The 26,757-nt window shown below is 64.6% G+C and carries 25 protein-coding genes; 4 read left to right on the forward strand and 21 right to left on the reverse strand.

What is annotated here, in order from left to right; translation table 11 throughout:
* Positions 1-19: 19 nt before the first annotated feature.
* The 18 genes from O3656_RS02220 to mraZ form a co-directional block, all read right to left on the reverse strand.
* Positions 20-925, reverse strand: coding sequence for an RluA family pseudouridine synthase (locus O3656_RS02220; RefSeq protein WP_500062495.1), 906 nt, complete (start codon positions 923-925; stop codon positions 20-22).
* A gap of 8 nt (positions 926-933) precedes the next feature.
* Positions 934-1,437: a signal peptidase II gene (lspA, locus tag O3656_RS02225; RefSeq protein ID WP_500062423.1), complete on the reverse strand. Its 504-nt coding sequence runs from the start codon at positions 1,435-1,437 to the stop codon at positions 934-936.
* Positions 1,438-1,505: 68 nt separating this feature from the next.
* Positions 1,506-2,084, reverse strand: a complete 579-nt coding sequence (locus tag O3656_RS02230) for a DivIVA domain-containing protein (protein ID WP_500062424.1) — start codon at positions 2,082-2,084, stop codon at positions 1,506-1,508.
* Between the two features lie 172 nt (positions 2,085-2,256).
* Entirely contained in the window at positions 2,257-2,568 is a 312-nt protein-coding gene (locus tag O3656_RS02235) for a YggT family protein (RefSeq protein WP_500062425.1), read from the reverse strand.
* 8 nt (positions 2,569-2,576) lie between these two features.
* Complete coding sequence (locus O3656_RS02240; protein ID WP_500062426.1) at positions 2,577-3,029, reverse strand: cell division protein SepF; 453 nt, start codon at positions 3,027-3,029, stop codon at positions 2,577-2,579.
* A gap of 176 nt (positions 3,030-3,205) precedes the next feature.
* Positions 3,206-3,964: a purine nucleoside phosphorylase YfiH/LACC1 family protein gene (locus O3656_RS02245; protein ID WP_500062427.1), complete on the reverse strand. Its 759-nt coding sequence runs from the start codon at positions 3,962-3,964 to the stop codon at positions 3,206-3,208.
* A complete protein-coding gene (gene ftsZ / locus O3656_RS02250; protein WP_500062428.1) occupies positions 3,964-5,217 on the reverse strand; it encodes a cell division protein FtsZ in 1,254 nt (417 codons plus the stop codon). The genes O3656_RS02245 and ftsZ overlap by 1 nt, the downstream gene beginning before the upstream one ends.
* 127 nt (positions 5,218-5,344) lie before the next feature.
* Positions 5,345-6,319, reverse strand: coding sequence for a cell division protein FtsQ/DivIB (locus O3656_RS02255; RefSeq protein ID WP_500062429.1), 975 nt, complete (start codon positions 6,317-6,319; stop codon positions 5,345-5,347).
* Positions 6,316-7,707 carry a UDP-N-acetylmuramate--L-alanine ligase gene (murC, locus tag O3656_RS02260; protein WP_500062430.1) on the reverse strand — a complete coding sequence of 464 codons (1,392 nt, stop codon included), beginning with the start codon at positions 7,705-7,707 and terminating at the stop codon, positions 6,316-6,318. The genes O3656_RS02255 and murC overlap by 4 nt, the downstream gene beginning before the upstream one ends.
* Entirely contained in the window at positions 7,700-8,824 is a 1,125-nt protein-coding gene (gene murG, locus O3656_RS02265) for an undecaprenyldiphospho-muramoylpentapeptide beta-N-acetylglucosaminyltransferase (RefSeq protein WP_500062431.1), read from the reverse strand. The genes murC and murG overlap by 8 nt, the downstream gene beginning before the upstream one ends.
* A gap of 32 nt (positions 8,825-8,856) precedes the next feature.
* Positions 8,857-10,152, reverse strand: a complete 1,296-nt coding sequence (locus tag O3656_RS02270) for an FtsW/RodA/SpoVE family cell cycle protein (RefSeq protein ID WP_500062432.1) — start codon at positions 10,150-10,152, stop codon at positions 8,857-8,859.
* On the reverse strand, positions 10,100-11,545 hold the full coding sequence (murD, locus tag O3656_RS02275; protein WP_500062433.1) for a UDP-N-acetylmuramoyl-L-alanine--D-glutamate ligase: 1,446 nt from the start codon (positions 11,543-11,545) through the stop codon (positions 10,100-10,102). The genes O3656_RS02270 and murD overlap by 53 nt, the downstream gene beginning before the upstream one ends.
* Positions 11,542-12,627, reverse strand: a complete 1,086-nt coding sequence (gene mraY, locus O3656_RS02280) for a phospho-N-acetylmuramoyl-pentapeptide-transferase (RefSeq protein WP_500062434.1) — start codon at positions 12,625-12,627, stop codon at positions 11,542-11,544. Before mraY ends, murD begins: the two co-directional genes overlap by 4 nt.
* Positions 12,624-14,021 (reverse strand): UDP-N-acetylmuramoyl-tripeptide--D-alanyl-D-alanine ligase, encoded by a 1,398-nt coding sequence (locus O3656_RS02285; protein WP_500062435.1) that lies wholly within the window; start codon positions 14,019-14,021, stop codon positions 12,624-12,626. Before O3656_RS02285 ends, mraY begins: the two co-directional genes overlap by 4 nt.
* Before the next feature lie 17 nt (positions 14,022-14,038).
* Complete coding sequence (locus tag O3656_RS02290; RefSeq protein WP_500062436.1) at positions 14,039-15,772, reverse strand: peptidoglycan D,D-transpeptidase FtsI family protein; 1,734 nt, start codon at positions 15,770-15,772, stop codon at positions 14,039-14,041.
* An 18-nt stretch (positions 15,773-15,790) separates the two neighbouring features.
* Positions 15,791-16,183: a cell division protein FtsL gene (gene ftsL / locus O3656_RS02295; protein WP_500062437.1), complete on the reverse strand. Its 393-nt coding sequence runs from the start codon at positions 16,181-16,183 to the stop codon at positions 15,791-15,793.
* Positions 16,180-17,187, reverse strand: coding sequence for a 16S rRNA (cytosine(1402)-N(4))-methyltransferase RsmH (rsmH, locus tag O3656_RS02300; RefSeq protein ID WP_500062438.1), 1,008 nt, complete (start codon positions 17,185-17,187; stop codon positions 16,180-16,182). The genes ftsL and rsmH overlap by 4 nt, the downstream gene beginning before the upstream one ends.
* Before the next feature lie 127 nt (positions 17,188-17,314).
* Positions 17,315-17,746, reverse strand: coding sequence for a division/cell wall cluster transcriptional repressor MraZ (gene mraZ, locus O3656_RS02305; protein WP_500062439.1), 432 nt, complete (start codon positions 17,744-17,746; stop codon positions 17,315-17,317).
* Between the two features lie 759 nt (positions 17,747-18,505).
* Here mraZ and O3656_RS02310 point away from each other — a divergent pair.
* Together O3656_RS02310 and O3656_RS02315 are read left to right on the forward strand one after the other, a co-directional pair.
* The gene (locus tag O3656_RS02310; RefSeq protein ID WP_500062440.1) at positions 18,506-19,372 is read left to right on the forward strand and encodes a DUF6318 family protein; all 867 of its coding nucleotides are present in this window, start codon (positions 18,506-18,508) and stop codon (positions 19,370-19,372) included.
* A 430-nt stretch (positions 19,373-19,802) separates the two neighbouring features.
* Positions 19,803-20,276 (forward strand): hypothetical protein, encoded by a 474-nt coding sequence (locus tag O3656_RS02315; protein ID WP_500062441.1) that lies wholly within the window; start codon positions 19,803-19,805, stop codon positions 20,274-20,276.
* 140 nt (positions 20,277-20,416) lie between these two features.
* Here O3656_RS02315 and O3656_RS02320 read toward each other — a convergent pair whose 3' ends face one another.
* Positions 20,417-20,833, reverse strand: coding sequence for a DUF3040 domain-containing protein (locus tag O3656_RS02320; protein ID WP_500062442.1), 417 nt, complete (start codon positions 20,831-20,833; stop codon positions 20,417-20,419).
* Between the two features lie 68 nt (positions 20,834-20,901).
* Positions 20,902-22,248 (reverse strand): DNA polymerase IV, encoded by a 1,347-nt coding sequence (gene dinB, locus O3656_RS02325; protein WP_500062443.1) that lies wholly within the window; start codon positions 22,246-22,248, stop codon positions 20,902-20,904.
* 47 nt (positions 22,249-22,295) lie between these two features.
* Here dinB and O3656_RS02330 point away from each other — a divergent pair, with 47 nt between their 5' ends.
* Positions 22,296-23,117: a spermidine synthase gene (locus O3656_RS02330; protein WP_500062444.1), complete on the forward strand. Its 822-nt coding sequence runs from the start codon at positions 22,296-22,298 to the stop codon at positions 23,115-23,117.
* A 72-nt stretch (positions 23,118-23,189) separates the two neighbouring features.
* Here O3656_RS02330 and O3656_RS02335 read toward each other — a convergent pair whose 3' ends face one another.
* Complete coding sequence (locus tag O3656_RS02335) at positions 23,190-24,266, reverse strand: PAC2 family protein (RefSeq protein ID WP_500062445.1); 1,077 nt, start codon at positions 24,264-24,266, stop codon at positions 23,190-23,192.
* 175 nt (positions 24,267-24,441) lie between these two features.
* On the opposite strand from O3656_RS02335, the gene O3656_RS02340 reads away from it, so the two are divergent.
* Positions 24,442-26,715 (forward strand): HelD family protein, encoded by a 2,274-nt coding sequence (locus tag O3656_RS02340; protein WP_500062446.1) that lies wholly within the window; start codon positions 24,442-24,444, stop codon positions 26,713-26,715.
* Positions 26,716-26,757 lie beyond the last annotated feature (42 nt).

Here is a 26,757-nt window from a genome sequence, read left to right on the forward strand (position 1 = left end):
CTCATCCAGCCTCGACAGGTCAGTTGCGGGGGTGTCGCAGCTCCTCGAGCGCGGCCTCGAGATCGGCCGGGTACGGGCTGGACACACTCATCGGCATCCCCGTGCGCGGGTGAGTAAAACCGAGGCGCACCGCGTGCAGCCACTGACGGGTCAGCCCCAGGCGCTCGGCCTGCGTGGGATCGGCACCGTAGAACGTATCTCCGACACACGGATGTCCGACGGCTGCCATGTGCACGCGGATCTGGTGGGTTCGCCCCGTCTCAAGGTGCACCTCGGTGAGCTGAGCGCCCGCCATGAGCTCCAGCGTGTCGTAGTGAGTGACCGCGCGCTTACCGCCGTCGATCACAGCCATGCGCCATTCGCGCGACGGGTGACGCCCGATCGGGGCATCAATCGTGCCAGAGGCCGGGTCAAGGTGACCAGCCACAACCGCGTGATACACCTTCTCGATCGTGCGTTCCTTGAAAGCACGCTTCATGACCGTGTAGGCGAGCTCGGACTTGGCAACCATCATCGCGCCCGACGTCCCCACGTCGAGTCGGTGAACGATGCCCTGACGCTCGGGAGGGCCGTAACTGGTGATACGGTACCCCGCGGCCTCCAAGTTACCCAGGACCGTGGGGCCTTCCCATCCCGGGCCGGTGTGGGCGGCGACGCCCACAGGCTTATCGACGACGACGATGTCCTCGTCGTCGTACAGGATCGTCATATCGGTGACCGGGGTCGGCTTATTCTCAGGCTCCGGGATCGTCACCTCGATAATGTCGAGGGCACCGAGGCGATCCGACTTCCCCGCGGCAACGCCGTTAATGAGGACGTGCCCCTCCCCCGCCAGCTCCGCGCAGCGCGAACGCGACAGCCCAAGCATGCGCGCCAGGGCAGCATCGACCCTCTCGCCCACCAGGGCGTCGGGAACGGGAAGCATACGCGAGCTCACTGCGCCTCCTCCTTCGAAGGCTCCCGGGAGAGCGCGAGCGCGAGCAGCGGCGCCCCAAGAACGATCCAGATATCAGCGACGTTGCCGACGAACCAGGTGCCGTATGCGATGAAATCGGTGACGTGGCCGACGCCGAAGCCGGGTTCGGCCGTCAGCCGGTCGATGAGGTTACCGACCGCCCCACCCGCCAGCAGCGCGATCGCCAGCAGCGTCGAAGCGCGATGCACACGGCGGGCGAGAACCGCGAGCACGCCGATGATCACGACGGTGAAAATCGTCAGAATCCAGGTCTTCCCAGCCGCAAAAGAGAACGCAGCACCCGAGTTGTGGACGAGCCTGAGCGACAGCCACTGCCCGATCAGGGGGATCGGCTCCGAAGCATCGAGGACGGCGCGCGCCCACATCTTCGACGCTTGATCGGTGATAATCGCGACCGCGAACACGAGGCCCGCGTAGATCCACGTCGAACGGGTGCGGATCGGGTGGGAGGAGTCAGCCATGGTTCCCTATCTTAAACGAGCGGCGGCGGCGCACCACGAAGTGCACCGCCGCCGGTTGACGATTGCGATCAGTTCTCGCCGTTGCCAACCTCGTTGAGCAGGGTCTCGAGGTGGCTGCGCAGGTTCGTGCGGTACTCGGCCTCGAAGGTACGCAGACCGTTGATCTTGTTCTCGAGCAGCTCGCGCTCCTGGTCGAGCTGGGAGAGCAGCGAATCCTTCTGTGTCTGAGCGTCGGCTATGATCTTCTCGCGCTCGGCGTTGGCCTCGGCGATGATCTTTGCACTCTGCTCTTCGCCGTCGCGCACGTACTCGTCGTGGACGCGCTGAGCGAGGGCCAGCATCGAGGTGGCGGACTCCGCATCCTGCGGACCGGTGAGGGCAGCGGCGGGAGCCGGGGTCTCGACGGCCGGGGCCGCAACGGGGGCGGGGGTCTCGGCGGGGGTGTAGTCGGAGTTGGACAGCTCGGCAACGCGGCGCTCCGCAGCCTCGAGCTTCTCCTTCAGATCCTGGTTCTCCATCTGCAGGGAGTAGATGGTGGAGACAACCTCATCGAGGAACTCATCAACCTCGTCCTGGTCGTATCCCTCGCGGAACTTGACGTACTGGAACTTCTTGTTGAGGACATCCTCGGTAGTGAGCAGGGCCATTTCTTCGCCTCTCGGTCGTTTCGATTGGACGCGCGGAACCCGCACGCCTGGACGACCGGGAAGGCCGCCCGCTATCACGTCACGAAAATAATAACTGAAATTGTCACACTAGCAACATCCATCACGAGAAGAGGTCCATTTTTGTGGGGCCTCTCATCTCGAGATTTGATGGCTACAGACTCATGAAGTAGAGAACATTCGCCAAGCGCTGCGCAACGATAAGGACCAGGAACAACACCATGAAACCAACATCGATTGCCATGCCACCGCCGACGCGCAGGGGTGGAATAAAGCGCCCAATCCAACGGATCGGAGGGTCTGTGAGCGTGTACAGCGCATTCGCGACAACAAGCAGGATCCCGCTGGGACGCCATCCGCGCGCGGAAAACTGAATCCAGTCCAGGATGACGCGCGCGAACAGCACCATCATGTACAGGTTGATGAGGACACTCAGCCCCCACCCGAACCAGCCGAGGACGACCACGAAGCCTCTCAGCCCTGGTTGTAGAGGGAACCGCGGCGTCCCGACATGTTATCACCCTGAACCTCGACCGAGGCCGGGGACAGGAGGAAGACGCGGTTCGTCACGCGCTCAATCACGCCGCGCAAGCCGAAGGTCAGACCGGCTGCAAAGTCCACGAGACGACGGGCCTCTTCCTCACCCATGTCGGTGAGGTTGATAATGACGGGCGTGCCATCGCGGAACGCCTCGCCGATCGTGACGGCATCAGAGTATGCGGTCGGGTGGATCGTCACGATGCGCGTGAGATCCTCGACGGGCTCCTCCCGACGAATGCTCGTCAGGGTCGGACGGGACACAGGAGTAATGTCGGCCACGGGTGCCACCTCTTCAACCTCATCGAATTCTTCGAATTCGTCGATGGGCTCCTCGGGTGAGTACCAGCCCATGAACTTACGTGCGCGTGCACCGAACGACTCGCTCATTGTTCCTCCTTCAGCCGATGCATAGCCACAAGCTACAGGCGCTTGACGACGAGGCGGCGCAGCGGCGTCGGCGCGTCGCAAGGAACGGGGCGGCGAGGCGCGTCATGCGGGGTTCCACGCGCACAAAACCAACCGAGGCGACGGTTTGCCGCCGCGCGCTGGGCACCCGCTCGCTCTCAGGCAGGCACGATAATGAGCGCTTGACGTCCGCACGAGGAGTCAGCGCGATAGGAAAACAAGCCAGAGTCTTCGCGCGTGCACCGGTCATCGACATCAACCCGAACACCCAGCTCGGTGAGAGATGCGGCGGCGGCGCGAGGAAGATCAAGAGCCGGTGTTCCCCACGACGTCAGGCTGCGGATCCCCGGCATCGAGCGCTCACTCGCCGCGGCCATGTCCGCGGGCACCTCGTAGCATCGTCCGCAGATAGCCGGACCGATGAGGGCATCCACAGGACCGTCAACGACGGCACGTATGCGCTGCGCGGCACGAGTGAGTATTCCTCCGAGGAGCCCACGCCTGCCCGCGTGGACAGCAGCGACAATCCGCCCGGATGCGGCAGAGAAAACGACCGGCAGACAGTCCGCGGTCTGCACGGCGAGACCAGGAGCATCCGCCCGCCCGCGGGCGTCAATGATGATCCCGTCAGCATCGACGGGTCCCCACTCCCCCGCTGCTGGCTGCTCAAGCGCATCGCCGCGCTCCACGCTCCAGGGAACGCCACCGCACATCCGCAGGAACTCGACCCGAGTCGAGTGCGTCTGATCCATCCAAACGACGTCGCGTCCCAGCGCCTCCGCAAGAGCGCGCCGTCGTTCGCGTACGAGGGACGGATCATCCCCCACATGCAATCCGACATTGCCACATAGCGCACCGGTGCCCGGGTCCACCTCGGTGAGGTGGACCCGGGCACCGGCCCAAGCAATGTCAGTCATCAGCGCAGGAAGGGCGGAATATCCAGCTCTTCCTTCTCGGGGGCCTCGGGGTAGATGCGAGGCACCTCAAAGGAGTGCTCAGACTCAGACTCCTCGTACTCCACCGCGGCGGGCGCCTCAACAGGAGCCGGTGCGGCCTCGCGCACAGGAGCGGCGACGTTCGCGCGATGCTGGGGACGGCGCGTCGACACCTGGCTAATGCGTGTCGTCTCAGCGGCGGGCGCCTTTGCCTCGGGGGCGGCGGGACGCTGCTGAGCAACGGGGGCTGCAACGCGGGCGGCGGAAGGACGCGACATCTGAGCATCGGCCACGTCGTCGAAGCCAGCGGCGATAACGGTGACACGAATCTCATCGCCGAGAGCATCGTCGATGACATTACCAAAGATGATGTTCGCCTCGGGGTGCGCGGCCTCACGCACAAGCTGCGAGGATGCGAAGACTTCCTGGAGGCTGAGGTCCGAGCCACCCTGGAAGAACATGAGGACGCCATGCGCACCGTCGATCGAAGCCTCAAGCAGCGGCGAGGAGATCGCGCTCTCGACGGCGCGCAGAGCACGATCTTCGCCGGTCGCGGCGCCAATACCCATGAGAGCCGAACCCGCATCCTTCATGACGGACTTGACATCGTTGAAGTCCACGTTAATGAGACCCGGAGTCGTAATCAGCTCAGTGATGCCCTGAACGCCCGACAGGAGAACCTGGTCGGCAGCACGGAAGGCATCGAGAACGGAGATGTTCGCGTCGGAGATTTCCAGAAGACGGTCGTTCGGGATGACGATCAGGGTGTCGACCTCTTCGCGCAGGGTCGTGACACCACCCTCGGCCTGAGCCGCACGGCGGTTACCCTCGAAGGAGAAGGGGCGGGTCACGACACCGACGGTCAGGGCACCCGCGTCGCGAGCGATCTTGGCAACAACAGGGGCCGCACCCGTACCCGTGCCACCGCCCTCACCAGCGGTCACGAAAACCATGTCCGCGCCCTCAAGCGCAGCAGTGATTTCCTCGATGTGGTCCTCGGCAGCCTTACGGCCGACTGCGGGGTCCGCGCCGGCTCCGAGGCCGTGCGTGAGTTCGCGGCCGATGTCGAGCTTCGTCTCTGCGTCAGACATGAGCAGAGCCTGCGCGTCAGTGTTGACCGCGATGAACTCAACGCCCTTGAGGCCGACCTCGATCATTCGGTTCACGGCGTTAACTCCGCCGCCGCCGACGCCGACGACCTTGATCACTGCCAGGTGGTTTTGCGGTGTCGCCATGGATGTCTCCCTTGCATCAGACCCTCAACCTTTAGTTGAAGGTTGATGTTTAACGTGCTTCGTGTCGGAAAGAAATTAGGGGTCCGCGCGCGATCCTTCAAGCCAACACGCGGACAATAATGAAGGCTTAACTGGTCACAGGGTGATTCGGCGATGACACGTCGTAGGTCGTCGCCTTCACATTCGCCAGCAAAGTAGCGAGCACGCGAGCCTTCTGAGGGGCATCCGCGTTCGTTCCCCACTTGACACTCTGCCCACCCTTCAGCGTGAAACTCACCTGCGCCCCCGTCGACGTGGCAGTCGCTACCTGCGAGCGTGTTTCGTCGTCCAGAGCGCCGAGCGCCGACGCGATATCGGCGGCACCGACGCTGCGGTCTTCGGGCAGGGTCACCAACGGATAGGATCCCGCATCGGCGACCTGTTGGAACGCCACACCCTGATCGTCCACCAACTGGTAGCCGCCGGAAACAGCCTCCACGGCCAGCGGGGTGCGCATAGTCACCGAGATGCGCAGGCTTGTCGGCCAGCGCCTCGTCACGGTCGCCGAGCGCACTGCGACGTTCGATTCGACGGCGCGGGCAACTGCAGACGTGTTCAGTCGCGTCAGCGGCACTCCCTCGAATGACGCAATCGATGAGCGCACAGAGTCAGCTGTGACGAGTGTCCCGTCTTCGCCCGAAACCACGACCGCGGAAGAAGAGAAGGCGAAGACCGGTGAGAAGAACGCGACCCACACGGCACCGCCAGCGACGGCAAGCGTCACGACTGTGAGCGCGATACGACGCACGAGGAGCATGCGACGCGCACGGTGACGCTCACGGAGCCTGTCCCCCAGGTCCGTTGCCTCCTCGCCTCCGAGCAATGACGCGGCATCAGCGACGGGCATGGGCCGATCAACCGCCGAGTGAGCGTGACGGCGCTCCACGAGCGACACGGGACGTCGCTTCGCTGCCTCGGCCTCGCTCGTGCCCTCGTCCTCGGGCGTCGGAGCGATGATCTCGTCGAAAGACGAGGCGCGCAAGGAACCCACCCTCCCCGCGCGCGGCGAGCGCTCTTCACGAGATCGAGCACCCCCCGGACGCCTCGGCGAAGGCGGCCTCATGCCTCCATTCGCTTCCACTCATCCAGCACATCGGATGCGCAGCGAGTGATCGAACCGGCGCCCATCGTGACGCACACACCGCCCTCAGGGGTCAGTGACGCAGCCAGGCGGGCAGCCTCGTGCATGTCCTCGACGTAGGACGCGCCCTCGATGCGCGACGAAATCAACGAGGAGTCAACACCGGGCTGCGGGTCCTCGCGAGCACCGTAGATACCCGCCAGGACGACATGATCCGCGCCCGACAATGCCTGTGCGAAGCGCTGCGCGAAAATGCGCGTGCGCGAGTACAGATGCGGCTGGAAGACCACACTCACCTCGCCATCGCCGGCGACGACGTGCGCCTCGCGAATCGCGGCCTCCACCTCGGTCGGGTGATGCGCGTAGTCATCGAAGAGACGGCGCGTACCAACCTGGCCGCGGGCCTCGAAACGACGGGCCGCACCCGTGAACTCGCCCAGGCCGTCGGCAATGGCCTGGGGCTCCAGCCCACACTCGATGCCTGCCACCCACGCGGCCGTCGCATTGAGCACATTATGTTCGCCGGGGACGCTCAGCGCCAGTGACGCACTGCGCGGCCCCCACGTCACGGACGCACCGGCCCCGTGAGCCTCAACGCGCACGTCCGAAATCACGACATCAGGATCGCGTAGCGAGCGATCCGCACGCCCGTAGGTCACGACGCGCAGCCCCTCGGCGAGGGCCGCGTCCGCGAGGCGACACGCACCCTCATCCTCGGCGCACGTTACCAACAGGCCCCCGGGAACCATACGGCGCGCGAACTCAACGAAGATCTGCTCGAACTCCTCGCGCGAATGGTAGCGATCCAGGTGATCGGGCTCAACGTTCGTCACGATCTCGATCGCCGGAGAATAGTTCAGGAACGAGCCATCCGACTCGTCGGCCTCAGCGACGAAAATATCGCCGCCACCCAGGTGCGCGCCGGTCCCCAGCTGGGGCAGAACGCCACCCACCGCTACGGACGGATCCAGCCCACAGGCCGACAGTCCGATCGCCAGCATGCCGGACGTCGTCGTCTTCCCGTGCGCTCCGGCCACGCCGATGAAACGCATACCGGTAGCCGCCAGCGCGAGAGCCTGCGAACGGTGAATCACCAGCTGACCGCGCTCACGAGCAATCGCCAGCTCAGGGTTGTTCTCGCGGATAGCAGTCGACACGACGACCACCGAGGTCGGATCCACGTGCGAAGCATCGTGCCCGACGAACGCGCGCACGCCGACGGAACGCAGGTGCTCAAGAACCGCAGAATCCTCGCGGTCTGAGCCTTCCACGATCGCGCCACGCGATGCCAGCAGCTCGGCGACGACGCTCATGCCGGCGCCTCCGATACCAATCAGATGGAAACGATCCTGCAGCATCGGCTCACTCACGGCCGCTCTCCTTCACCTGTTCCAGGGCCAGATCGGCCAGTGCACGCGCAGCACCCGCACGTCCCAGAGACTGCGAAGCAGCCGTCATGTCTGCCAGGCGGGCAGAACCCAGCAGGGGGAAGACATTGGAACGCACGAAGTCCGCCGTAAAGTCCTTGTCGTCGATCAGCTGCGCCCCACCCGCAGCGACGTGATCCGCTGCGTTGAGACGCTGCTCGCCGTTACCAATCGGCAGCGGCACGTAGATGCAGGGAAGCCCAAGGGCTTCCATCTCCGCCACTGTTCCCGCGCCCGACCGACACACGACGAGGTCCGCAACCGCCAGCGCATCCTCCATCGTCGTGAGGTAATCGATGACGTGCCAGCGATCCGAGCACCCCGCAGCCTCAACAGCGGCGCGCACAGGCTCGTCCTTCCCACGGCCCGTCAGGTGCACGACCTGCGCGCCCTCAGGCAGAGCGTCTGCAGCGCCGGTCATCGACTCGTTCACGTGCAGCGCGCCCAGCGAGCCACCCGTGACGAGGAGCGTCGGAGCATCGGGGTTCACCCCTAGGCGCTCAGCGGCCTCACGGCGCGCCTGCGCGGCACCAGCCGCATCCCCGCGACGGCTCGCCAAGTCAGCAATCGCCGCACGCAGCGGGAGCCCAGTCACAACCGTCTCACCGCGGCGAGCCTGAAGCGGCGTCGACGGGAACGTCAAGGCCACAACTGCAGCATTGCGAGCACCCACCTTATTCGCGAGGCCGGGGCGGGCATTCTGCTCGTGAATGACGATCGGAACGCCTGCGCGCTTGGCAGCAATGTATGCGGGCGTCGACACGTAGCCACCAAAGCCCACGAGGACGTCGGTGCCCTCCAAAGCCTGAGCACACCGTCTCACCGCATCAGAGAACCGCGACGGCAGCGTGAAGAACGCGAGGGAAGGGCGACGCGGCAACGGCACGCGAGGAATCTCCACCAACGGGAAACCGGCAGCCGGAACCAAATCCGATTCCAAACCAGCCGCTGTCCCCAAAACCACGACCTCCGCACCGCTCTCACGCAGCTGTGCCGCCGTCGCCAGCAGAGGATTCACGTGACCGGCGGTCCCGCCGCCAGCCATCACAACCTTGACCATAAGCGCCTCCTTTACGCGTGCCTAGCCCCAGTTTAGCGAGCCGCGCGCCTGCGGGGCGCCACGCGGGGGTCACGCCCCGCCGATGCCTCGTCCGGTCGACCGATCATCCGCATACCGGCGCGGGCGCGCGCGAACGACGCCACAACAGCGACAGCGGTGATAGTAAACAGGAAGGACGATCCGCCGTAGGACACGAGCGGCAGTGGAACACCGATGACCGGGCCAAGGCCCGTCACCGATAGAACGTTAATGATCGTCTGCACCCCAATCCACGAGGCGACGCCCGAGGACACGGCGACGACGAACAGGTCCGAGGTCCCCCGTGCGACTCGGATCATGCCCCACACCAGCAGACCCAGGCACACGAGGACGGCGAGCGTACCGAACAGGCCGAATTCCTCACCGACGATCGCGAAAATAAAGTCCGTGTGCGCCGCCTGCAGGTAATTCCACTTCTCGCGCGACGCGCCTGGGCCGAGGCCGGTCAGACCGCCCGAACCCAGCGCCCACAGCGAATGGTCAATCTGCTCGGGAGCAGACTCGTCCGGGCCCTTCGACGTGCCCGGCAGGATGGCGAGAATACGGCGAATACGGGTCGGATTCGACAGAACCAGGAGCACCAGCGTGGGGACCGCGACCATGACGAGGCCACCGAACCAGCGCTTGGGCAAGCCTGCAACCCACATAGCCCCCAGAGCACCCACCGCAACAACCATCGCGGTACCCATGTCTCGGCCGAGCATGACCGCACCCAGCGCAATGAGAATCGGCAGGCCAACGGCAACCGCCATCGTGCGCAGGTCGCAGCGCTTCGACGCTGACTTCGAGACCATCAGCGCCAAGAAGACAATAAGCGCAAGCTTCAGGAATTCCGACGGCTGGGCCATGATCGGCCCAAGCTTCACCCAGTTCGCGTTACCGCCCTCCGACCGGCCGAGAGGACTGAGCACCAGCGTCTGGAAGCCAAGCGCACCCACGAACATCACCGGCGCTATGAAGACGAACCACCGCTGCGGCACCAGCTGAACGACCATCGCGATCAGCAGCGAGACAACGATAATCAGCAGAGGACGGGCATACGCCGTGTAGGGGTTCTCCCCCTGCGCGATCGACGTGACCGTCTGCGCGGAAAACCCCATGACGAGGCCGAAAACCGACAGCACGATGGCCGGAAGGACGACGAGATAGTACGTCATCACCGGGCTTTCTTCCCGCTCCTGACCGGAGCCGAAGCGGATCCGAGGCAGCGTCACCGTCGGGATATGCCACCCGCGCTTATTCGTCGGCACCGGCGCTCCCCCACTGGGCGGCCAGGCGCGAGACCGCATCCGCGAACGCATCGCCACGCTGGCCGTAGTTATCGAACTGATCCCAGGATGCGCAGGCGGGGGCAAGCACAACAGTGTCACCCGGCATGGACAGCGCCACGGCCTCGTTCACGACCGAGAACATCCAATCCTCGTGTCCATCGACCTCCACGAACGGGACCTGCGGTGCCTCGGCGGACAGCGCGGTGACCAGGGCACGGCGATCCTCGCCGATGACGACGACACCGCGCAGGGTCGGCTCAACCTGCTTGATGAGCTCCGTGAAATCCTGCCCCTTTGCGTCTCCGCCGACGATCCAGATCGCGCTGCGCGGAGGTAGTCCGGCGAGCGAGGCCCGCGCAGCATGCGCGTTCGTCGCCTTCGAGTCGTCCACCCAGGTCAGATCCGCCGCATGGGCGATGACCGCGCGGCGGTGCCCGGCAGGGTGGAAGGAGCGAAGCCCCGCCTCCACGGCCTCGGGCTCGACGCCGTACGCTCGCGCGAGAGCGGCAGCGGCCAGCGCATCACTCAACGCAGCAGCCGACGGGTGGGGCCCGTAGGCACCCGACAGGTCAGAGACGTGTGCGAGGGCAACCGCCGCACGAGCGCGATTCTCCACAAACGCGCGGTCGACGAGAAGTCCCTCAACAACGCCAAACTGCGACACCGACGGGGCACCGAGCGTCACACCGATGGCGCGCGCACCCTCGACGACGTCGGCGTTCTCCACCATGGCCTCGACGGTGCGATCGGATGCCGGATACACGCACGCCTTCACAGTGTTCTCGTACACGCGAGCCTTATCCGCCGCGTAGGCCTCGACGCTACCGTGCCAGTCCAGGTGGTCCGCATCCACGTTGAGACACACCGATGCCAGGGGTGAGACCGTATAGGCCGTGTGTAGCTGGAAGCTGGACAGCTCGACAGCAAATACCTCGGCATCACAGTCGATCGCGCGCGTAATCGGAGTGCCGATGTTACCGACCTCTTCGACCTTCACGCCCGCGCTGCGCAGAATCTCACCGAGCATACCCACGGTGGTGGTCTTGCCGTTCGTGCCGGTGACCGTCAACCACGGGCGACCCGCGTGCGGCCCCTCCTCCTGGAGACGCCAGGCGAGTTCCACCTCTCCCCACAGGTCGATACCCGCATCCTCACAGGCACGGAATACCGGGTGGTGCGCGGGCACGCCCGGAGACACGACGACGAGGTCGGGGCCCGCCTCGACGATCGCGTCGACGAGGGCGTTCGGATCCTCCTGAACACTGACCTCAACCTCAGCGACATCATCGAAGAACAGCGACTGTCCACCGCGCGCATCAAACGCGCGCACCTGCCAGTCGCGGGCGAGCAACGCGCCCGCCGCACCCTGACCAGACTTACCCCAACCAACAACAGCAGCGAGACGACTCATCGACGCGACACCCACTCCGCATAGAAGATACCCGCACCGGCAACCGCAACAATCGCGGCAATCAGCCAGAAACGGATCACGATCGTGACTTCCTTCCAACCAAGCAGCTCAAAGTGATGGTGGAGCGGTGCCATCCGGAAGACACGTTTACCGGTGGCTTTAAAGACGCCGATCTGGATGACATCCGAGAGAACAACCGCGACGAACAGGCCTCCCACGATGACGGCGAGCAGCTCCGTCTGCGTGAGCATCGACAGGCCGGCGACGGCGCCACCGAGCGCGAGAGCACCCGTGTCGCCCATGAAGATCTGAGCGGGCGACGCGTTCCACCACAGGAAACCCGCCAGAGCGCCAATCAGAGCGGCACAGAAAATCGCAAGGTCAAGGGGGTCACGCGTCGAGTAGCAGTTCGATTGATTCGCCCCGAGCTGCGTGCACGCCTGAATGCGCTGGAAGTACGTGATGAAGGTGTAAGCGCCGAACACGAAGATGGATACACCCGCCGCCAGACCGTCCAGGCCATCGGTCAGGTTCGTCGCATTCGACCACGCCGTCACAATGAGATTCGTCCAGATCAGATACAGGACGACACCCACGCCGAGCCCCGCAAAGCCCAACGTCAGAGCTGTGGGGCGCGCAAAGGAAATCTCGAGTGTTCCGGCGTATTCGCCGAACTCGTTCGGCATGATGAGGGTGCCCAGCGCGAAGAGCGATGCAACGGCAACCTGACCGATGATCTTGCCCGACGGATGCAGACCGAGAGAACGCTGGCGCATAATCTTGATGCCGTCATCGAGCAGGCCGATAACGCCGAGCCCCACGAAGAGGAACACGAGGAGCAAGCCCGACCAGGACGGTCCCGCACCGGCAACCAGCGAACCAATCAGCCAGGCGATGACGGTCGCCAGGATGATGACGAGACCGCCCATGGTGGGCGTGCCGCGCTTGGTCAGGTGCTGGGTCGGCCCGTCCTGGCGGATGAACTGGCCGTACTGGTGCAACACCAGGAAGCGGATGAGCAGCGGCGTACACATCACCGACAGCGCCATGGCGATGATGAACGCCGAGATAAGTCCAATCACCGGTTCGTTCCCTTCTCTCGCAGGATATCTGCGACCTGCCACGAATGTGACCCGTAGGAGCCTTTGACCAGGATGACGGCGCCATCCTCGGCATGTTCGATCGCCAGGCGCGCAGCCTGCTCAGGATCCGACGCGACCTCACGGTGGGCCACACCCGGGGCACCCTCCAAATAGTAGTGGGCGTCCGTCCCCAGGCCAATGAGTGTGTCCACGCCCGCGTCCTCGATCATGGTTCCCACCTGCTCGTGCAGTGACTGCGAGTCATCGCCCAGCTCCAGCATTTCACCGAGAACGGCAATGGTTTGCGCGTCCGAGCCGATCGAGGCCAGCGCGGTAATCCCGGCACGCATCGAGTCCAGGTTCGCGTTGTAGGAATCGTCGATGAGGGTGATTGCCGTGCTCTCAACCGTGAGCTCATGAACGTCCATGCGGTGGGGACTCAGCGCACGCGCATTCGACAGAACGGTAGCCACCTTCTCCAAGCTGACGCCGAGCGTCAGGGCACCGGCGGCAGCCGCCAAGGCGTTGGCCACGTGGTGGCGACCCACGATCTTCAGGTCAACGTGCGCCTCGCCCTGCGGTGTCACGAGGGTGAAGGAAGCGCGGTCAGCGCGGTCAAGCTGCACGTCGATCGCCCGCACATCGGCGCGGGGATCACCCGAGGCGGAGAAGCGGATGACCTCACCCGTCGCCAGCGGTGCCATGGCCTCGACGTTCGGATCGTCAGCGTTGAGAATGACGGGGCCTCCCGGACGCATCCCCTTGATGAGTTCCGCCTTCGCGGCGGCAACACCTTCAAAACCACCGAAGCCTCCCACGTGGGCGTGTCCGACGCACAGCTCGATGGCAACGTCCGGGGAGACGATATTGGTCAGATAGGTGATGTGACCGGGAGCAGATGCGCCCATCTCGAGGACGAGGTGGCGCGTCGATTCATCGGCCAGAAGCACCGTCAGCGGCAGGCCAACCTCGTTGTTGAATGAGAGCTTGGGAGCCACCGTCGGCCCGTCCTCGCTCATGATCTGCGCCAGCAAGTCCTTCGTCGTCGTCTTACCCACGGAGCCCGTCATCGCGATGACGTCGAGGTCTCCCCCGCTGCGCAGCTTCTCGACGTGCGCGTGTGCCAGAGCACCGAGCGCCACGGTCGAATCATCCACGACGATCTGGGCCACGGCCTCGTCGACCTCGTGTTCGACGATAACGGCAACAGCACCGCGTGCCACCGCTCCTGAAACGAACGTGTGCCCGTCGGCGGCCTCGCCGCGACGTGCGATGTAGAGCGATCCCTCGGCTGCTTCGCGCGAGTCGGTGACCACCGGGCCTGTCACGAGCACATCGGGGCCGACCAGGCGACCCGACACTGCCTCAGCAATCCATTGTGCTGTCGTCTGCATGTTCTACTCCTTCAGACTCACGGCGTCGTCGGATACAGGTTAGCGGACGACGTGGAGGCGGGGATACCCAGGTTGCCGACAGCGGTGCGCGCAATGTCGCCAAAAAGCGGTGCCGAGGAATCAGATGAGACCGACGCCACCCTCGGGTTGTACAGCACGACGGCGATCGCGAGGCGCGGCGCATCCGCGGGAATAATGCCGGCAGTCGTGGAGACGAGGCCGGACGCACCATCGATGATCGTCTCAGCGGTGCCGGTCTTCACACCCACGCGGTAGCCGGGCACCTTCGCGGCACCAGCGGTACCCAGATCGTCCTCGACGACGGACTCCATCATCGTGACCAGCTGCGAGGCCGCCGACGCATCCATGGCCTGGACAGGCTGACTACCCTGTGGCACCTCAACTGTTCCATCCGCGTTCGTCCACGACTTCACGATGTGAGGCGCGATGCGCACTCCCCCGTTCGCGATCGTGGCGAGCGCCGAGGCCTCCTGCATCGCGGTAATCGCGTACGCTTGACCGAACATCGTCACGTAGCGGTCACGGCCCTGCCACTGATCCGCACTGCGCAGTAGACCGGCGGACTCGCCGGGCAGCTCGACGCCCGTCTCCTCACCAAACCCAAGAGCGCGCATCATCGCGTAACGCTGGTCGTCGCTCATCGTCTGGCCGATTAGGACAGTACCCGTGTTCGACGACTCCGCCAGAATGCCCGTCGCCGTCAGGGTCTCGCCGCCATGCTCGTGGAAGTCGGTGATAGGACCACCCGCGTCGGGAAGATCCAGCGCGTAGGGCACCTGGAAGACACTCGTCGGCGTGATCGTCCCCTGATTGAGGGCCGCCCCCACGGTCACGAGCTTGCCCACCGAGCCGGGCTCGAATGCGTCCTGAACCGCGTGCACCTTCTGAGGGTTCGCGTTGTCGGGCTCCTTGGAGTTCGAATCCGCCATCACCAGCACATGACCTGTCGCCACGTCCTCGATGACGACGGCACCCCAGTCGGCCTGGTGATTCGTGACTCGCGCGTCGAGCAGTTCCTGGACCTGATGTTGCAGGTCAGCGTGGAGCGTAAGCTCCACATTGCCGCCGTTCTTCGGCTCAACAGTGGTCCTTTTACCGCCCGGCATCACGGCACCGTTAGGCGCGATCTCGAAGGCTTGTGCGCCCGGGGTACCCGTCAGCAGTGCGTCGAACTGCGCCTCCATGCCCGAAGACCCCTGTCCCTCGGCGTTGACCGTCCCAATGACGGGCGCAGCGACATTGCCATTGGGGTACTCACGCTCGAAGACAGACTCCCACTCGATCCCGTAAATATCGAGCTTGCGAATCTCACGGTAGGACACGGCATCCACGTTGCGCTTGATGTACACGTAGGTGGAATCGCCCAGCATCATGCCGCCGAGCTCCGCCTCATTCATGCCGAGGATGGGGGCCAGAAGGCGCGCGGCCTCCGCGGGCCCACGGCCGACCTCGTTACCATCATCATCACGGTGGACGAAAGAACGGATATTCACCTGGTTCACCGCGATGTCGTACGTCTGGATGGAGTTCGCCAGGACGACACCCGTGGCATCGGTAATCGTGCCACGCGCAGCGGCGACCTCCGTCGAAGAGGTACGCACGCGCTGCCCCTGGGCCGCCAATGATGGTCCCTCGATAATCTGCAGCTGAACCAGACGCACGCCACAGATACACAGGGCACCAACGAGGATGCCCACGATCCATCGCGAACGCGTGATGACGGTATCCATAGGTACTCGCCTTCCGAGTTACTTCGCGGGAGTCCCAGCCTCGACGCTGCCGGTTTCGAGGGTAATAAAGCCCGACTTGCCCGCGGGCACCATGCCGTTCGCCTTCGCGGCCTTCTCGAGCTCCGTCGGCGAGACCTTACGATCCAGTTCCGCTCGCATCGTCCACGACTGCGCCTCAAGCTCATTGAGAACCAGCTGCTGCTCACGGATCTCGAACGAGGTCTGGGCCATGCGCGTGTTGAGGACCATCGACGTCACGACGGATGCCAGCGCGACGGCGACGAAGAGAATAAGGATCGCTGCAACCGAGCGGCGAGGACGGGTGCCCTCGACGATACGCAGCTCGTGGGCCTCCTCGCGGCGCAGTTCGGGGCGCGCTGCGGGACGTGCCTTCGCGGTTGCTGCACTCATGAGAGGTCCTTCCATTCGCGGATGAGCTCCGCGCCGCGCAGTCGCACGGAAGCGGATCGGGGGTTGTGATCTTGTTCGGCCTGGTCGGCCCTATTCGCGCCCTTTGTCAGCAGACGCAGGCTGGGAGCCATCTCGTCAGGGATGATCGGCAGACCGGGTGGAGCACTGCTGGTCGACCCGCGACGCAGCACGTCCTTGACTATCCGATCCTCGAGACTCTGGTAGGACTCCACCACCAGGCGCCCGCCCACCCTCAAGCTGGCGAGGGCTCTCGGCAGAGCGCGTTCTAAGATTGTCAGCTCGTCATTGACAGCCACACGCAGCGCCTGGAACGTACGCTTCGCCGGGTTGCCGCCGGTACGCCGCGCGGGGGCCGGGATAGCCTCACGGATGATGTCCACGAGTTCACCAGTGCGGGTGATGGGCGCGGTGTCGCGGCGTCGGATGATGAGCCGGGCGATACGCGGCGCGAATTTCTCTTCGCCGTACGTGCGCAGGATCCGGATCAGTTCACCTTCCGAGGCCGTGGCGAGCAGATCAGCGGCGCTCGGTCCGGTGGTCGAATCCATTCGCATGTCGAGCGGCGCATCTTTGGAGTACGCGAACCCGCGCTCAGCCTCGTCCAGCTGCAGGGAGGACACTCCCAGGTCCATGAGGACGCCGTCGACGCGCGCTTCCTGCCCCAGCTGGCGTGTCACCGCCTCGTCGATGTTGTCGTAGGTGGTGTGGACCGCACGGAAGCGTGTCCCGAAACGCTCGAGGCGCTCGGACGCAAGGTCAATCGCCTGAGGGTCTCGATCAATACCAATAACCGTCAGATCCTCGAAGCGCTCAAGCGCCCCTTCCGTGTGACCACCCATGCCCAGCGTGCCATCCACGAGGACCGCGCCGGGGTGCTCAATCGCGGGAGCCAGCATGTCGAGGCACTCGGCGAGGAGCACAGGTACGTGTCGCTCGCTTGCGGGGCGCGACGAATCGTGCACCGCCTGCGATGTGTCCACCATGTCGCGCCTCCTTTCGTGTGCCGACTGTCGCGTTCTGGGTGTTCAATCCGTGCTTCCAGGTCCCCCACCGTGCTCCGCCACCGGGGAAGTGATGTCGGAACAGCGGGCGGAGACCTGAGAGCACGGGTCAGAACATCCCGGGGATGATCTCTTCTGCAGTATTGGAGAAGACCTCTTCCTGGACGGCGAGGTACTCGCGCCAGGCCGAGGCATCCCAGATTTCAGCTCGCGACCCCGCACCGATGACGGCGAGTTCGCGACCCAGACCGGCGTATGCACGCAAGTCCGCGGGAACACTGATGCGCCCCTGCTTGTCCGGGATCTCCTTGTAGGCTCCCGAGAGCATCACGCGGATCCAGTCACGCGCCTGCTTGGACGACAGGGGCGCGCGGCGCAGTTCCGCGGTCATGCTCTCGAATTCCGCGGCAGGGAACGCATAGATGCAGTGCTCTTGACCGCGAGTGAGGACGATGCCGCCCTCCATGTCCTCGCGAAAGCGCGCGGGCAGAAACATGCGGCCCTTGTCGTCGAGCTTGGGCTCGTACGTACCGAGGAACATGTCACCGCCCTCCCCTGTTCGGAACTTTCCCCCACTTTAACCCACCACACCCCATGTTTACACAGGAACTTCCGGCGTGGCGTAAAAAACAGAGGCGTCAAACGGCTTCTTTTCAAGGAAAATATCGAGTGGAGAAAAGTGGGGGAAATCTTGCACACATCCGGAGCCATACGCTCCCACCCACTGCCCACACCGCGAGCCAACCACCTGAGTCTCCCACGCATTTTCAGTGGAATTTCAACGCTTATCGAGCACTTGAAACGAAGGGGGCGGCAACAAGCAACACCCAGTGGAGCACCGTGGGGAGGAGGGTGGGGAACGCCAGGGAGGGGCGTAGGGAGGAAGGTGGGGAACGCCGGGGAGGGCCGTGGGGAGCAGGGTGGGGAATCCCAGGGAGGGGCGTAGGGAGGACGGTGGGGAACCCCGGGGAGGAGGGTGGAGAGCGCCCGAGGAGCAGGGCGGGGAGAACCGCAGAGCCTCCCAAGGATCTCCGTAGAGTTGCGCGAAACCATCATTCAGATCGCTTCCGGTCGTTCCGAAACGCTCACCAATCGCATCAACCACATACTGGGCAGCTCCACCCCCAGCTCGCATGCACGTTCGTGCGGTTGTGGGGATATGGGTGGGAGGATGTGCGTGATGGTTGCGCAGCATTCTTAGTGTTTCGTGCTGGTTCTGCGCGTACCCTGAAACAGTAGGGCGCACCTCCAAGGACGGGGGTACGCTGCAGGGCACCTCACCGTGGAGGAGTACAACGCCATGACGGTTCCACCATTATTCGACCACCTCGACACCGAGGACGAGGACCAGCTGCGGCACGACGCCGCACCGCGGGACGCGGGCTTCGAGGCTGGTGCTGAGCACCGGGACACCCGCGCGCGTCCCTCGGGTATGCGAGAGCGCGCCCAGGCGTGGCTGCACGTCGAGCCGTTCTATTGGACGATGCGCGTGGTCTACGTGTGCCTCGCCGCAGGAGCCGTCTTCGCCGTCTACATCAACGGGGTCGCCGAAGGCTGGTGGAGGGCCTGGGGCGAAAAACCCAGCGTCGCAGCCACAGCCCCCGCGGCTCAGCCCACGCCCGCACCATCACTGTCGAGCGAGGCCGCAATGTCGGGCGGCTACCAGATCGGCCCCGACGGCATCCTCGTGCGCCCCGCCCAATATGCCGCAGACACCTACACCAAGCCTGAGTTACCTGAGGAAGCCAAGGAGAATACCGAACGAGGAGCAGAAGCAGCCGCAGAACACTACCTCGCGCTCATGGTTTATGCGTGGAATACAGGAGATACACGGCCACTGGTAGATATGTCTGATAGTGACTCAAAGTTCGCACATGAGGTTACGCAGAGGATCAGCGATATCTACGGTGATGGATGGGTATTTAACAATAGTTCCGTCGTGGAGCACGTTCTCAAGCTTGAGCCCACGGAATTAGCAGGTGACGAGAATGTACCTGGCACAGTGACAGTTGTGTTAGCTATCAACTCGTCGGATGGAACGATTTGCCAGAATAAGAACATTTATGTTCACGATCAGCAATACCATTCCATTTTTGCACTAGTGATGACATGGAATAATGACCAATGGGTTGTAACCCAGGCGGGAATGGAAAAGACAAATGCGTGAGAAATTCTTTCAATTTATCATATCGGCAACTATCGCTCCACTCCTGTTTACAGTCGGTGCGCACACAGCGCACGCGGAGGAAGTTACTCCCCCTCCCTTCTATGACACAGATGCCCACGATGACGCCATTGATTTTCTCCTTAAGCAAGGCATCAGACAATATAGCGGAAGTACTCAGCCTAGTAACGAGACACCTACTGATGACACAATTCGGCAATCAAATTCTGCCATTGCGAGTCCTGATGCAGTGACTGCCATGGCAGATAGAAATTGTGACGGAAAAGGACACGAGGGCATTCAGTCAGACGGAAGTACCGCACTATATGCATGTCGTCCTGTCTTCCCCAAAACTGGTGAATCGGGGTGGACGCCAACCACGCGCGAGATTCTGTACTACGCAGCCACGACGATCCACGCTGACGGTGCGGGTTTGCATAAGCGGCCGTCGAAGGTGTCGTTCACGAACAAGTACATTCCCACGATCGTGGCAGCCACCCACCCCACACAGACCCACACGATCAACCTGCTGGGCCACGACATCACCATCACCTTGACGGCCACCAACTACGAATGGGACTGGGGCGACGGCACCCCGAGCACCGTCACCGCCTACCAGGGAATGCCATACGAGAAGGGCATGGACCTGAACAAGGACCCTAGGCTCATCCGCCACTACTACACGCCGCCCAACGGGTGGCGCTCACGCTTCGACGGCCCCTACCCCGACGCCACCCGCACCATCACCCTGACCACCACGTGGAGCGGCACGGCCACCAACCCCTTCACCGGAGAAACCCAAACCATCAACGGCCTCGTCACCACAACGGAAACGACCGGCCCCTTCCCCCTCGACCACCTCACCGTCTCAAACACCGACACCTGGGAAGAAAAACAAGGCCACTAAACACGCTGCGCGGCAACAACCCCGCACGCTCTTTCGCTGCGAACCCACATTCATAGCGTGTCGCGCATGCGATGCACAGAGGGGCGGGGCGCGCCGGATCCCCGGCGCGCCCCGCCCCGGGCAGTCTTGGATCGACGACGTCAGTCGTCGTCCTTGCGGTTATCCCAGCGTCGCTCCTGATCCTGGATGAAAGAATCCCAGCCGCCGCCCTTATTCTTCTTCGCCGAGCGGGACTCATCTGCGCCTCGCCCCTGAGCAGAAGGCCTCGAGAACGCGTAGAGCACTCCGGCGACCGTCACAGCGAAACCGACGACCCCCAGGAGAATCGACACGACGGAGTACCCCAGGGACACAGCAGCAACCAGCACAATCATGCCCAGGACAGCACCCGTCAGGCCAAGGGCAATACGGCGAGGAGCGCGAGGACCTTCAGCCGCCTTCGACTCAGGCTCTTCGGAGACGGGAGCGGACATCTGCGAGGCCAACGCCGGATCTTCCTCGCGCAAAGATGCTTCCATCTGCTCGAGGATCTTCTTCTCATACTCGGTGAGAGCCATTGGGTGCCCCTTTCACATGGGTAGTACCAACAGCTTAGCGCGTCCGGTATGTCAGAGACGAACTGGCCTTACAGGAGGGTCCCCTGGCGCGCCTCGCTGCCGCCACCATCCAACCCTTGCCTACCCCGGCCTCGTTGATCGGGCGGGGCCTGAGCGGGAGCTGCCTCGCCCGTATCCGCCCCGAAGGAACGCCGATCGGGTGTTTTCTTCCCGATCAGCGTCGCAGGCGCCAGTGCACCGGCACCAAACTTCGTGCGGATCTGATCCATCGCACGCTCGGACGCGGCAGGGCGCTCATCGCGATCCAACGTGACCGCCACTCCCCCGGAGCGCGCCTGCAGACCCTCCACGCGCACACCGAAGAGGCGCACCCCGCCGATCGGCATGGCCTCACGCAAAAAGAGCTCGCGCGCGGCCTTGGCGATGTCTCGCCCCGTGTCCGTGGGCGCCACGAGGCTCACGCTGCGCGTGATCGTATGAAAGTCAGCGCCGCGCATCTTAATCCCGACGGTCCACCCAACGACCCCGCCTGCTCGCAGTCGGCGCGCGCAATCGTGAGAGGCCGCCAGGATGAATTCCTCAATCTGAACCCGCGAGCGCACGTCCTCCTCGAAGGTGCGTTCCATGCCGACCGATTTTTCGGCGCGCGCGGGGCTCACGGCCCGCGGATCAATCCCCCACGCGAGGTCGTGCAGGTGGTGGGCTGCGGCGACTCCGAGGAGCTTCGTCAGGCGCGCGATAGGCGCGTGCGCGAGGTCGCCGATCGTGTCGATGCCTTCGCGATCGAGAACGGCCGCGGTCCGACCGCCCACTCCCCACAGCGCTCCCACCGGCAGTCCGTGGAGGAACGAGACCGTGGCATCGTGGGGAATGAGAAGAAGCCCGTCGGGTTTGGCGTGCGAGGAGGCAATCTTTGCGACCGATTTCGTGGATGCGATGCCGACGGATGCAGGCAGCCCGACGCTCTCGCGGATTCTTGAGCGGATGAGGGTCGCGATTGTCAGGGGTGATCCGAGGCGACGCCTCGCGCCGGACACGTCGAGAAATGCCTCGTCGATGGAGACCTGTTCGAGCGCGGGCGTAATCGTCGCGAGGATCCCCATGACCTCCTGAGAGTATCGGCGGTACAGGCCGTGACTGCCGGGGACGAACGCCGCGTGCGGGCACAGGGCTCGGGCACGCGATGTCGGCATGCCGGCGCGTACGCCCAGGGCTCGGGCCTCGTAGGTGGCGGAGGTGACGACGCCACGCCCCGAGGTCCCCCCAACGATGATGGGACGCCCGACGAGGCTCGGATCCTCGCGCATTTCGACCTGAGCGAAGAAGGAGTCCATGTCGACGTGAAGGATCGGGGTGGCTGAGTCATCCGATCCCCAGTCGCGCTTCGCGCGCGTATCCCTGGGAGCGTTTGACATGTCACCTCCTGTGCCCGTGTGTGGTCTTCGTGGTTACAGTGTCCACCATGGCACGCTCATCTTCGTCACGCGACATCTCTTTCGATACGGATTTCGGCTCGGCGCGTATCCGGTGGGATGGGCCGCGTGCGACGCTCTTCCTGGGTGACGTCGAATCATCCGCGGTTGACACGTCGGACCCCACCTACCTGGAGTTCGAGTACATGCAGCACATGAACGCTGTCGTGTCTTCCCTGTGGGGCGCTCAGGATCGTTTTCGCGCGCTGCATGTGGGTGGTGCGGCGTGCGCGCTCGCCTGCGCATGGGCGGCGTCACACCCGCAGTCCCGTCACGTGGCCGTCGAGGTTGATCGTCTCCTCGCTGAGCAGGTACGTGAGCACTTCCCGATCCCGAAGTCACCCCAGGTCAAGATCCGAGTGGGCGATGGGCGCGTGGTCCTCGACGGGACGCGCGAGGGAAGTGTCGATGTGATTGTGCGCGACGCGTTCGCGTCCGGGGTGACTCCCGATCATCTGCGCACCGTGGAGTGCGCGCAGCGGGTACGCGCGGCGCTGACGGCCCGGGGTGTGTACCTGGTGAACTGCGCGCATGGTGGCGCTGCTAATGCCCGTCAGGACGTAGCCGCCCTGTGCGAGGTCTTCCCCTTCGTCGCGTCCATTCAGGATCCGAAGGTGGGACGAGGCGGCAGACGCGGTAACGTTGTCGCCCTGGCCTGCGCGGATGGCGTCGTTGACGTGGACGAGATCGATCGCGCGCTGCGTATGCTGGCATTGCCCGCCCGCATTACGCGGCCGCGGGACTTGGAGCGATGGGTGGCTGGAACGCCAGCGCTCACGGACGCGCAGATCGGATACCCTCAGGCGGACTAACGAGGCCGTGGCGCGCAGGCGGATACACCGGCTTCAGGGCATGAGCTCAGACTAGCCGCCCACGCATCTCCCTCAGGCGCGGTGGCGCGGCGACGAGGGGCCGGGTCCCTGCCCCCTGCGGCGTGCCTCGACGCGGGCGAGGACATCCTCAACGGTGTCGGGCTTGGCGGGTTCGGCGGACTCCTCGGTGCGCGGTGCCCGCTGAACCGACTCGATCTCCTCGTCCTGGGCACGGGAGACCTGCGCGAGGTAGGCCTCGATCACATCGCCGATATCCTTCGAGGCCTTCTCGTCGCCACTGGTCATCGGAGGCTGCCCCATTCCGGGCAGCGGGATCGCACCCGTTCCGCCGGTCCACGCATCAAAGTGCTCCTCAAGAGCGGACACCGTATGCGAAATCTCCGGATTGCCCTCGACGAGCTTGGCGATGTTCTCCTGATCCTGCGCAGCACCTTGCTCGAGGTCACCGACGGGCAGTGAAAGGTCCGCGAACTTGGCGAATGAGGTCAACAGAGCAGAGGACGCGGCCGGGTAACCAGTGTCCGCCATGTAGTACGGAACCGCGCCGAGGAGCGCGAGCCCACCGATCCCCTGCTGTCCCATACGAATCTGCATGAACGTGGACAGCGGCGAGGGGAACTGCATGTGATTCGAGATCGCGCCAGCCCCCGGGGGCAACAGCGACTCGTCGGTCGCCTGCACGTGGACGGGCGTGGGACGCGTGTGCGGAACCCCCGAGGGGACGCCGTGCAATGAGAAGGTAATTTCCACGCCCGCGCGTTCGCAGATCTCTCGGATCGCGGCGGTAAACGACTCCCAGTGGGCGTCGGGTTCGGCACCGTGCAGGACCAGGATCGGGTTCCCCATGTCGTCTTCGACGAGGTCGAGAACGGTTTCGGGCATCACCATGTCCGGGGAGGGCACCCAGTTGTCGACGGTCACAATGGGCCGATGGGAACGGTAGTCCACGAGGGTATCGGCGTCGAACGTGGCGACCCGCTCGTTGTGCAGGGAACGCAGCAGCTGGCCAATCGCCATGCGCCCAGCGGCGCCAGCGTCAATCGCCCCATCGAAGTGGATGAGGAGAATCTTCGCCTTCGCACCCGCGGCGGGACCGTCGGCATACAGGTCAGTGGCCTTCATACTCACGTCTCCTCCTCATGCTTATGCTTCTACCTCGTGTCTAACGTACCCGCGTCGCCCCCGCCTCGTCACTCGGGAGCCGTTTTTGAGCTTGGGGCGAAGTGCGCACACGCCCGACGTACTGGAAGCGCCGAAAGCAAAAGTAGGGGACAATAGAGGGCCACAGAATCGAGGAGGAGCCATGGCCACGAACACTCATGATGAGTCGTCGACCGACCTTCCACTGCCCGAACAGGATTTCGTCGACCGCGCGTATGAGCGCCTGGACGCATTGCGGGCCTCCTACCGCGAGCGCCAGGGTCGCGTCCACGCCACGCACGGTGTCGGAAATGCGCAGGGCTGGACTGAACGCGAGGCCCTGTCCGCGCACCTGGGTGAAATGGCCGCCCGCCTCGAAGGCGTGGAAGAGCGCCTCGTCTTCGGCCGTCTCGACATGGTGGATCGCTCGGTGCGTCACGTGGGTCGCCTGTCCCTGTCGCAGGAGGACGGCACTCCCCTCCTCGTGGACTGGCGCGCTCCGGCCGCACGCCCCTTCTACCAGGCCACGTCGGCTGAGCCGGACGGTGTCGTTCGGCGCCGCCATATTTCGACGCGTGACCGCCGAGTGACCGGCCTGGAGGACGAACTGTTGGACGCATCCCACGCATCGGGGCTGGAGCTCCAGGGCGAGGGCGCGCTCATGCACGCCCTGAGCGAAGCCCGCGACGGCCGTATGGGCGACATCGTCGCCACCATCCAGTCGGAGCAGGACCGCATCATTCGCGCGTCCGACAAGGGCCTCATGGTCGTTCAGGGCGGCCCGGGTACCGGTAAGACAGCTGTCGCGCTGCACCGCATCGCCTACCTCCTGTATGCCCACCGTGAGCGCCTCGAACGCTCGGGTGTCCTCCTCGTCGGCCCGTCGCGGCTGTTCCTGCGTTATATCGAGCAGGTTCTCCCCTCCCTAGGCGAGACGGGTGTCGTGTCCATAACGCTGGGCGACCTGGTGCCGGGCGTGCATGCTCGCACCGAAGACGACGAGGCCGTGGCGCGGATCAAGGGGCTTCCGGCGTGGGCGAAAATCGTCAAGGAGGCCGTGCGGGCGCTGGCGAAGCTGCCCGAGGGCGACCAGGTGCTGCGCGTATGGAACCGCGAGGTGACGCTCTCGCGCTCCGACGTGGAGACGGCGCGGCGCCGGGCGAAGCGCTCGGGTCGCGCACATAACGTGGCGCGCGAGTCCTTTGCACGCGAGCTCATGGATGTGTTGGCCCTCCGTCTTGCGCGCGAGGCCGGGGACGGCGATTCCGAGGGCGGCGTCGATCCGGAAGTGAAGCGCTCGTGGCTCATCGAGATCCGCGATTCGGCGGATTGTAGGCGCGCGATCAACACGGCGTGGATGCCGACGAGCGCGGGGACGCTGCTGCGTCGACTCTATGCGCGTCCGGAGGTGTTGGCAGTGGCGAACCGCAAGGCCGGTTCGCCACTGCGCCCCGACGAACTCGCTGCACTCGTGCGGCCGCGATCGGCACCGTGGACGGTGTCGGACGTGCCGATCTTGGACGAGTGCGAAGAACTTCTGGGTCCCATGCCCACCGCCTCCACGACGTCGCGGGGTACGGATGACGGTGCGGTTGCACGCGCCCGCGAAGCGATCGAAGCGCAAAACCTGGGCGGCGGCATCGTGACAGCGCAGATGCTCGCTGACCAGGTCACGGGACAGGATTCGTGGACGCCCCTGTCCGAGCGCGCCGCGAAAGATCGGACGTGGGCATACGGCCATATTGTGGTCGACGAAGCGCAGGAGCTCTCTCCGATGGCATGGCGTGCCCTGCTGCGCCGCTGCCCCTCCCGTTCGTTCACGGTCGTGGGAGACCTCGACCAGCGGCGTGGTAACAAGCGTCCGCCCACATGGGAGAAGGCTCTCGGCCCGGCAGCCCGTGCCCTCGCAGCTGAGTACGCTCTGACGGTCTCGTACCGCACGCCCGCGACCCTCACGACCCTCGCTGAAGGCGTGGTCGCCCGCGCCGGCGTGCCCGTGCTGTACCCGATGACTGCGGTACGCGACGTTGAGGACTGCTACCGCGTCACCCACGTGGACGCACCCGAGGAGGCTCCGGCCTCGTCGCGGGAAAATAGCCCACTATGGTGCGCCGTCGCCCAGGCCCAGCGCGAAGCCGAGGAGCGCCTCGACCGCGAGGCGGGCACCTCCCGTGGCCGCATCGCCATCATTGTCGGCAACGAGCGCGCCCGAGCGTGGGGAGCCGACGTGGCCGGCGAGACTGCGCTCTCCGAGCGTGTCTCCCTCCTGTCTGCCGTTGCCTCCAAGGGCCTCGAATTCGACACTGTCGTCCTCGTCGAACCCGCCGAGGTCATGAACGACGGCGTCGGAGACCTCTTCGTGGCGCTCACGCGTGCCACCCACGACGTCCACGTCGTCCACAGCGCACCTCTGCCCGCCGGTATGGAAGAGTGGTAGGAGCAACCACACCCTGACACCGTGTCCCGCTTCGCGTCCGTG

This window comes from Pauljensenia sp. 27098_8_83 (genome assembly GCF_041432695.1).
Taxonomy (GTDB): domain Bacteria; phylum Actinomycetota; class Actinomycetes; order Actinomycetales; family Actinomycetaceae; genus Pauljensenia.

Excerpts from the sequence above, each read along its gene's own strand:
- O3656_RS02220 (WP_500062495.1), bottom strand. The coding sequence starts at position 925 with ATGCTTCCCGTTCCCGACGCCCTGGTGGGCGAGAGGGTCGATGCTGCC.
- lspA (WP_500062423.1), bottom strand. The coding sequence starts at position 1,437 with ATGGCTGACTCCTCCCACCCGATCCGCACCCGTTCGACGTGGATCTAC.
- O3656_RS02230 (WP_500062424.1), bottom strand. The coding sequence starts at position 2,084 with ATGGCCCTGCTCACTACCGAGGATGTCCTCAACAAGAAGTTCCAGTAC.
- O3656_RS02240 (WP_500062426.1), bottom strand. The coding sequence starts at position 3,029 with ATGAGCGAGTCGTTCGGTGCACGCGCACGTAAGTTCATGGGCTGGTAC.
- O3656_RS02245 (WP_500062427.1), bottom strand. The coding sequence starts at position 3,964 with ATGACTGACATTGCTTGGGCCGGTGCCCGGGTCCACCTCACCGAGGTG.
- ftsZ (WP_500062428.1), bottom strand. The coding sequence starts at position 5,217 with ATGGCGACACCGCAAAACCACCTGGCAGTGATCAAGGTCGTCGGCGTC.
- O3656_RS02255 (WP_500062429.1), bottom strand. The coding sequence starts at position 6,319 with ATGAGGCCGCCTTCGCCGAGGCGTCCGGGGGGTGCTCGATCTCGTGAA.
- murG (WP_500062431.1), bottom strand. The coding sequence starts at position 8,824 with ATGGTCAAGGTTGTGATGGCTGGCGGCGGGACCGCCGGTCACGTGAAT.
- O3656_RS02270 (WP_500062432.1), bottom strand. The coding sequence starts at position 10,152 with ATGCGGTCTCGCGCCTGGCCGCCCAGTGGGGGAGCGCCGGTGCCGACG.
- murD (WP_500062433.1), bottom strand. The coding sequence starts at position 11,545 with ATGAGTCGTCTCGCTGCTGTTGTTGGTTGGGGTAAGTCTGGTCAGGGT.
- O3656_RS02285 (WP_500062435.1), bottom strand. The coding sequence starts at position 14,021 with ATGCAGACGACAGCACAATGGATTGCTGAGGCAGTGTCGGGTCGCCTG.
- O3656_RS02290 (WP_500062436.1), bottom strand. The coding sequence starts at position 15,772 with ATGGATACCGTCATCACGCGTTCGCGATGGATCGTGGGCATCCTCGTT.
- ftsL (WP_500062437.1), bottom strand. The coding sequence starts at position 16,183 with ATGAGTGCAGCAACCGCGAAGGCACGTCCCGCAGCGCGCCCCGAACTG.
- rsmH (WP_500062438.1), bottom strand. The coding sequence starts at position 17,187 with ATGGTGGACACATCGCAGGCGGTGCACGATTCGTCGCGCCCCGCAAGC.
- mraZ (WP_500062439.1), bottom strand. The coding sequence starts at position 17,746 with ATGTTCCTCGGTACGTACGAGCCCAAGCTCGACGACAAGGGCCGCATG.
- O3656_RS02310 (WP_500062440.1), top strand. The coding sequence starts at position 18,506 with ATGACGGTTCCACCATTATTCGACCACCTCGACACCGAGGACGAGGAC.
- O3656_RS02320 (WP_500062442.1), bottom strand. The coding sequence starts at position 20,833 with ATGGCTCTCACCGAGTATGAGAAGAAGATCCTCGAGCAGATGGAAGCA.
- dinB (WP_500062443.1), bottom strand. The coding sequence starts at position 22,248 with ATGTCAAACGCTCCCAGGGATACGCGCGCGAAGCGCGACTGGGGATCG.
- O3656_RS02330 (WP_500062444.1), top strand. The coding sequence starts at position 22,296 with ATGGCACGCTCATCTTCGTCACGCGACATCTCTTTCGATACGGATTTC.
- O3656_RS02340 (WP_500062446.1), top strand. The coding sequence starts at position 24,442 with ATGGCCACGAACACTCATGATGAGTCGTCGACCGACCTTCCACTGCCC.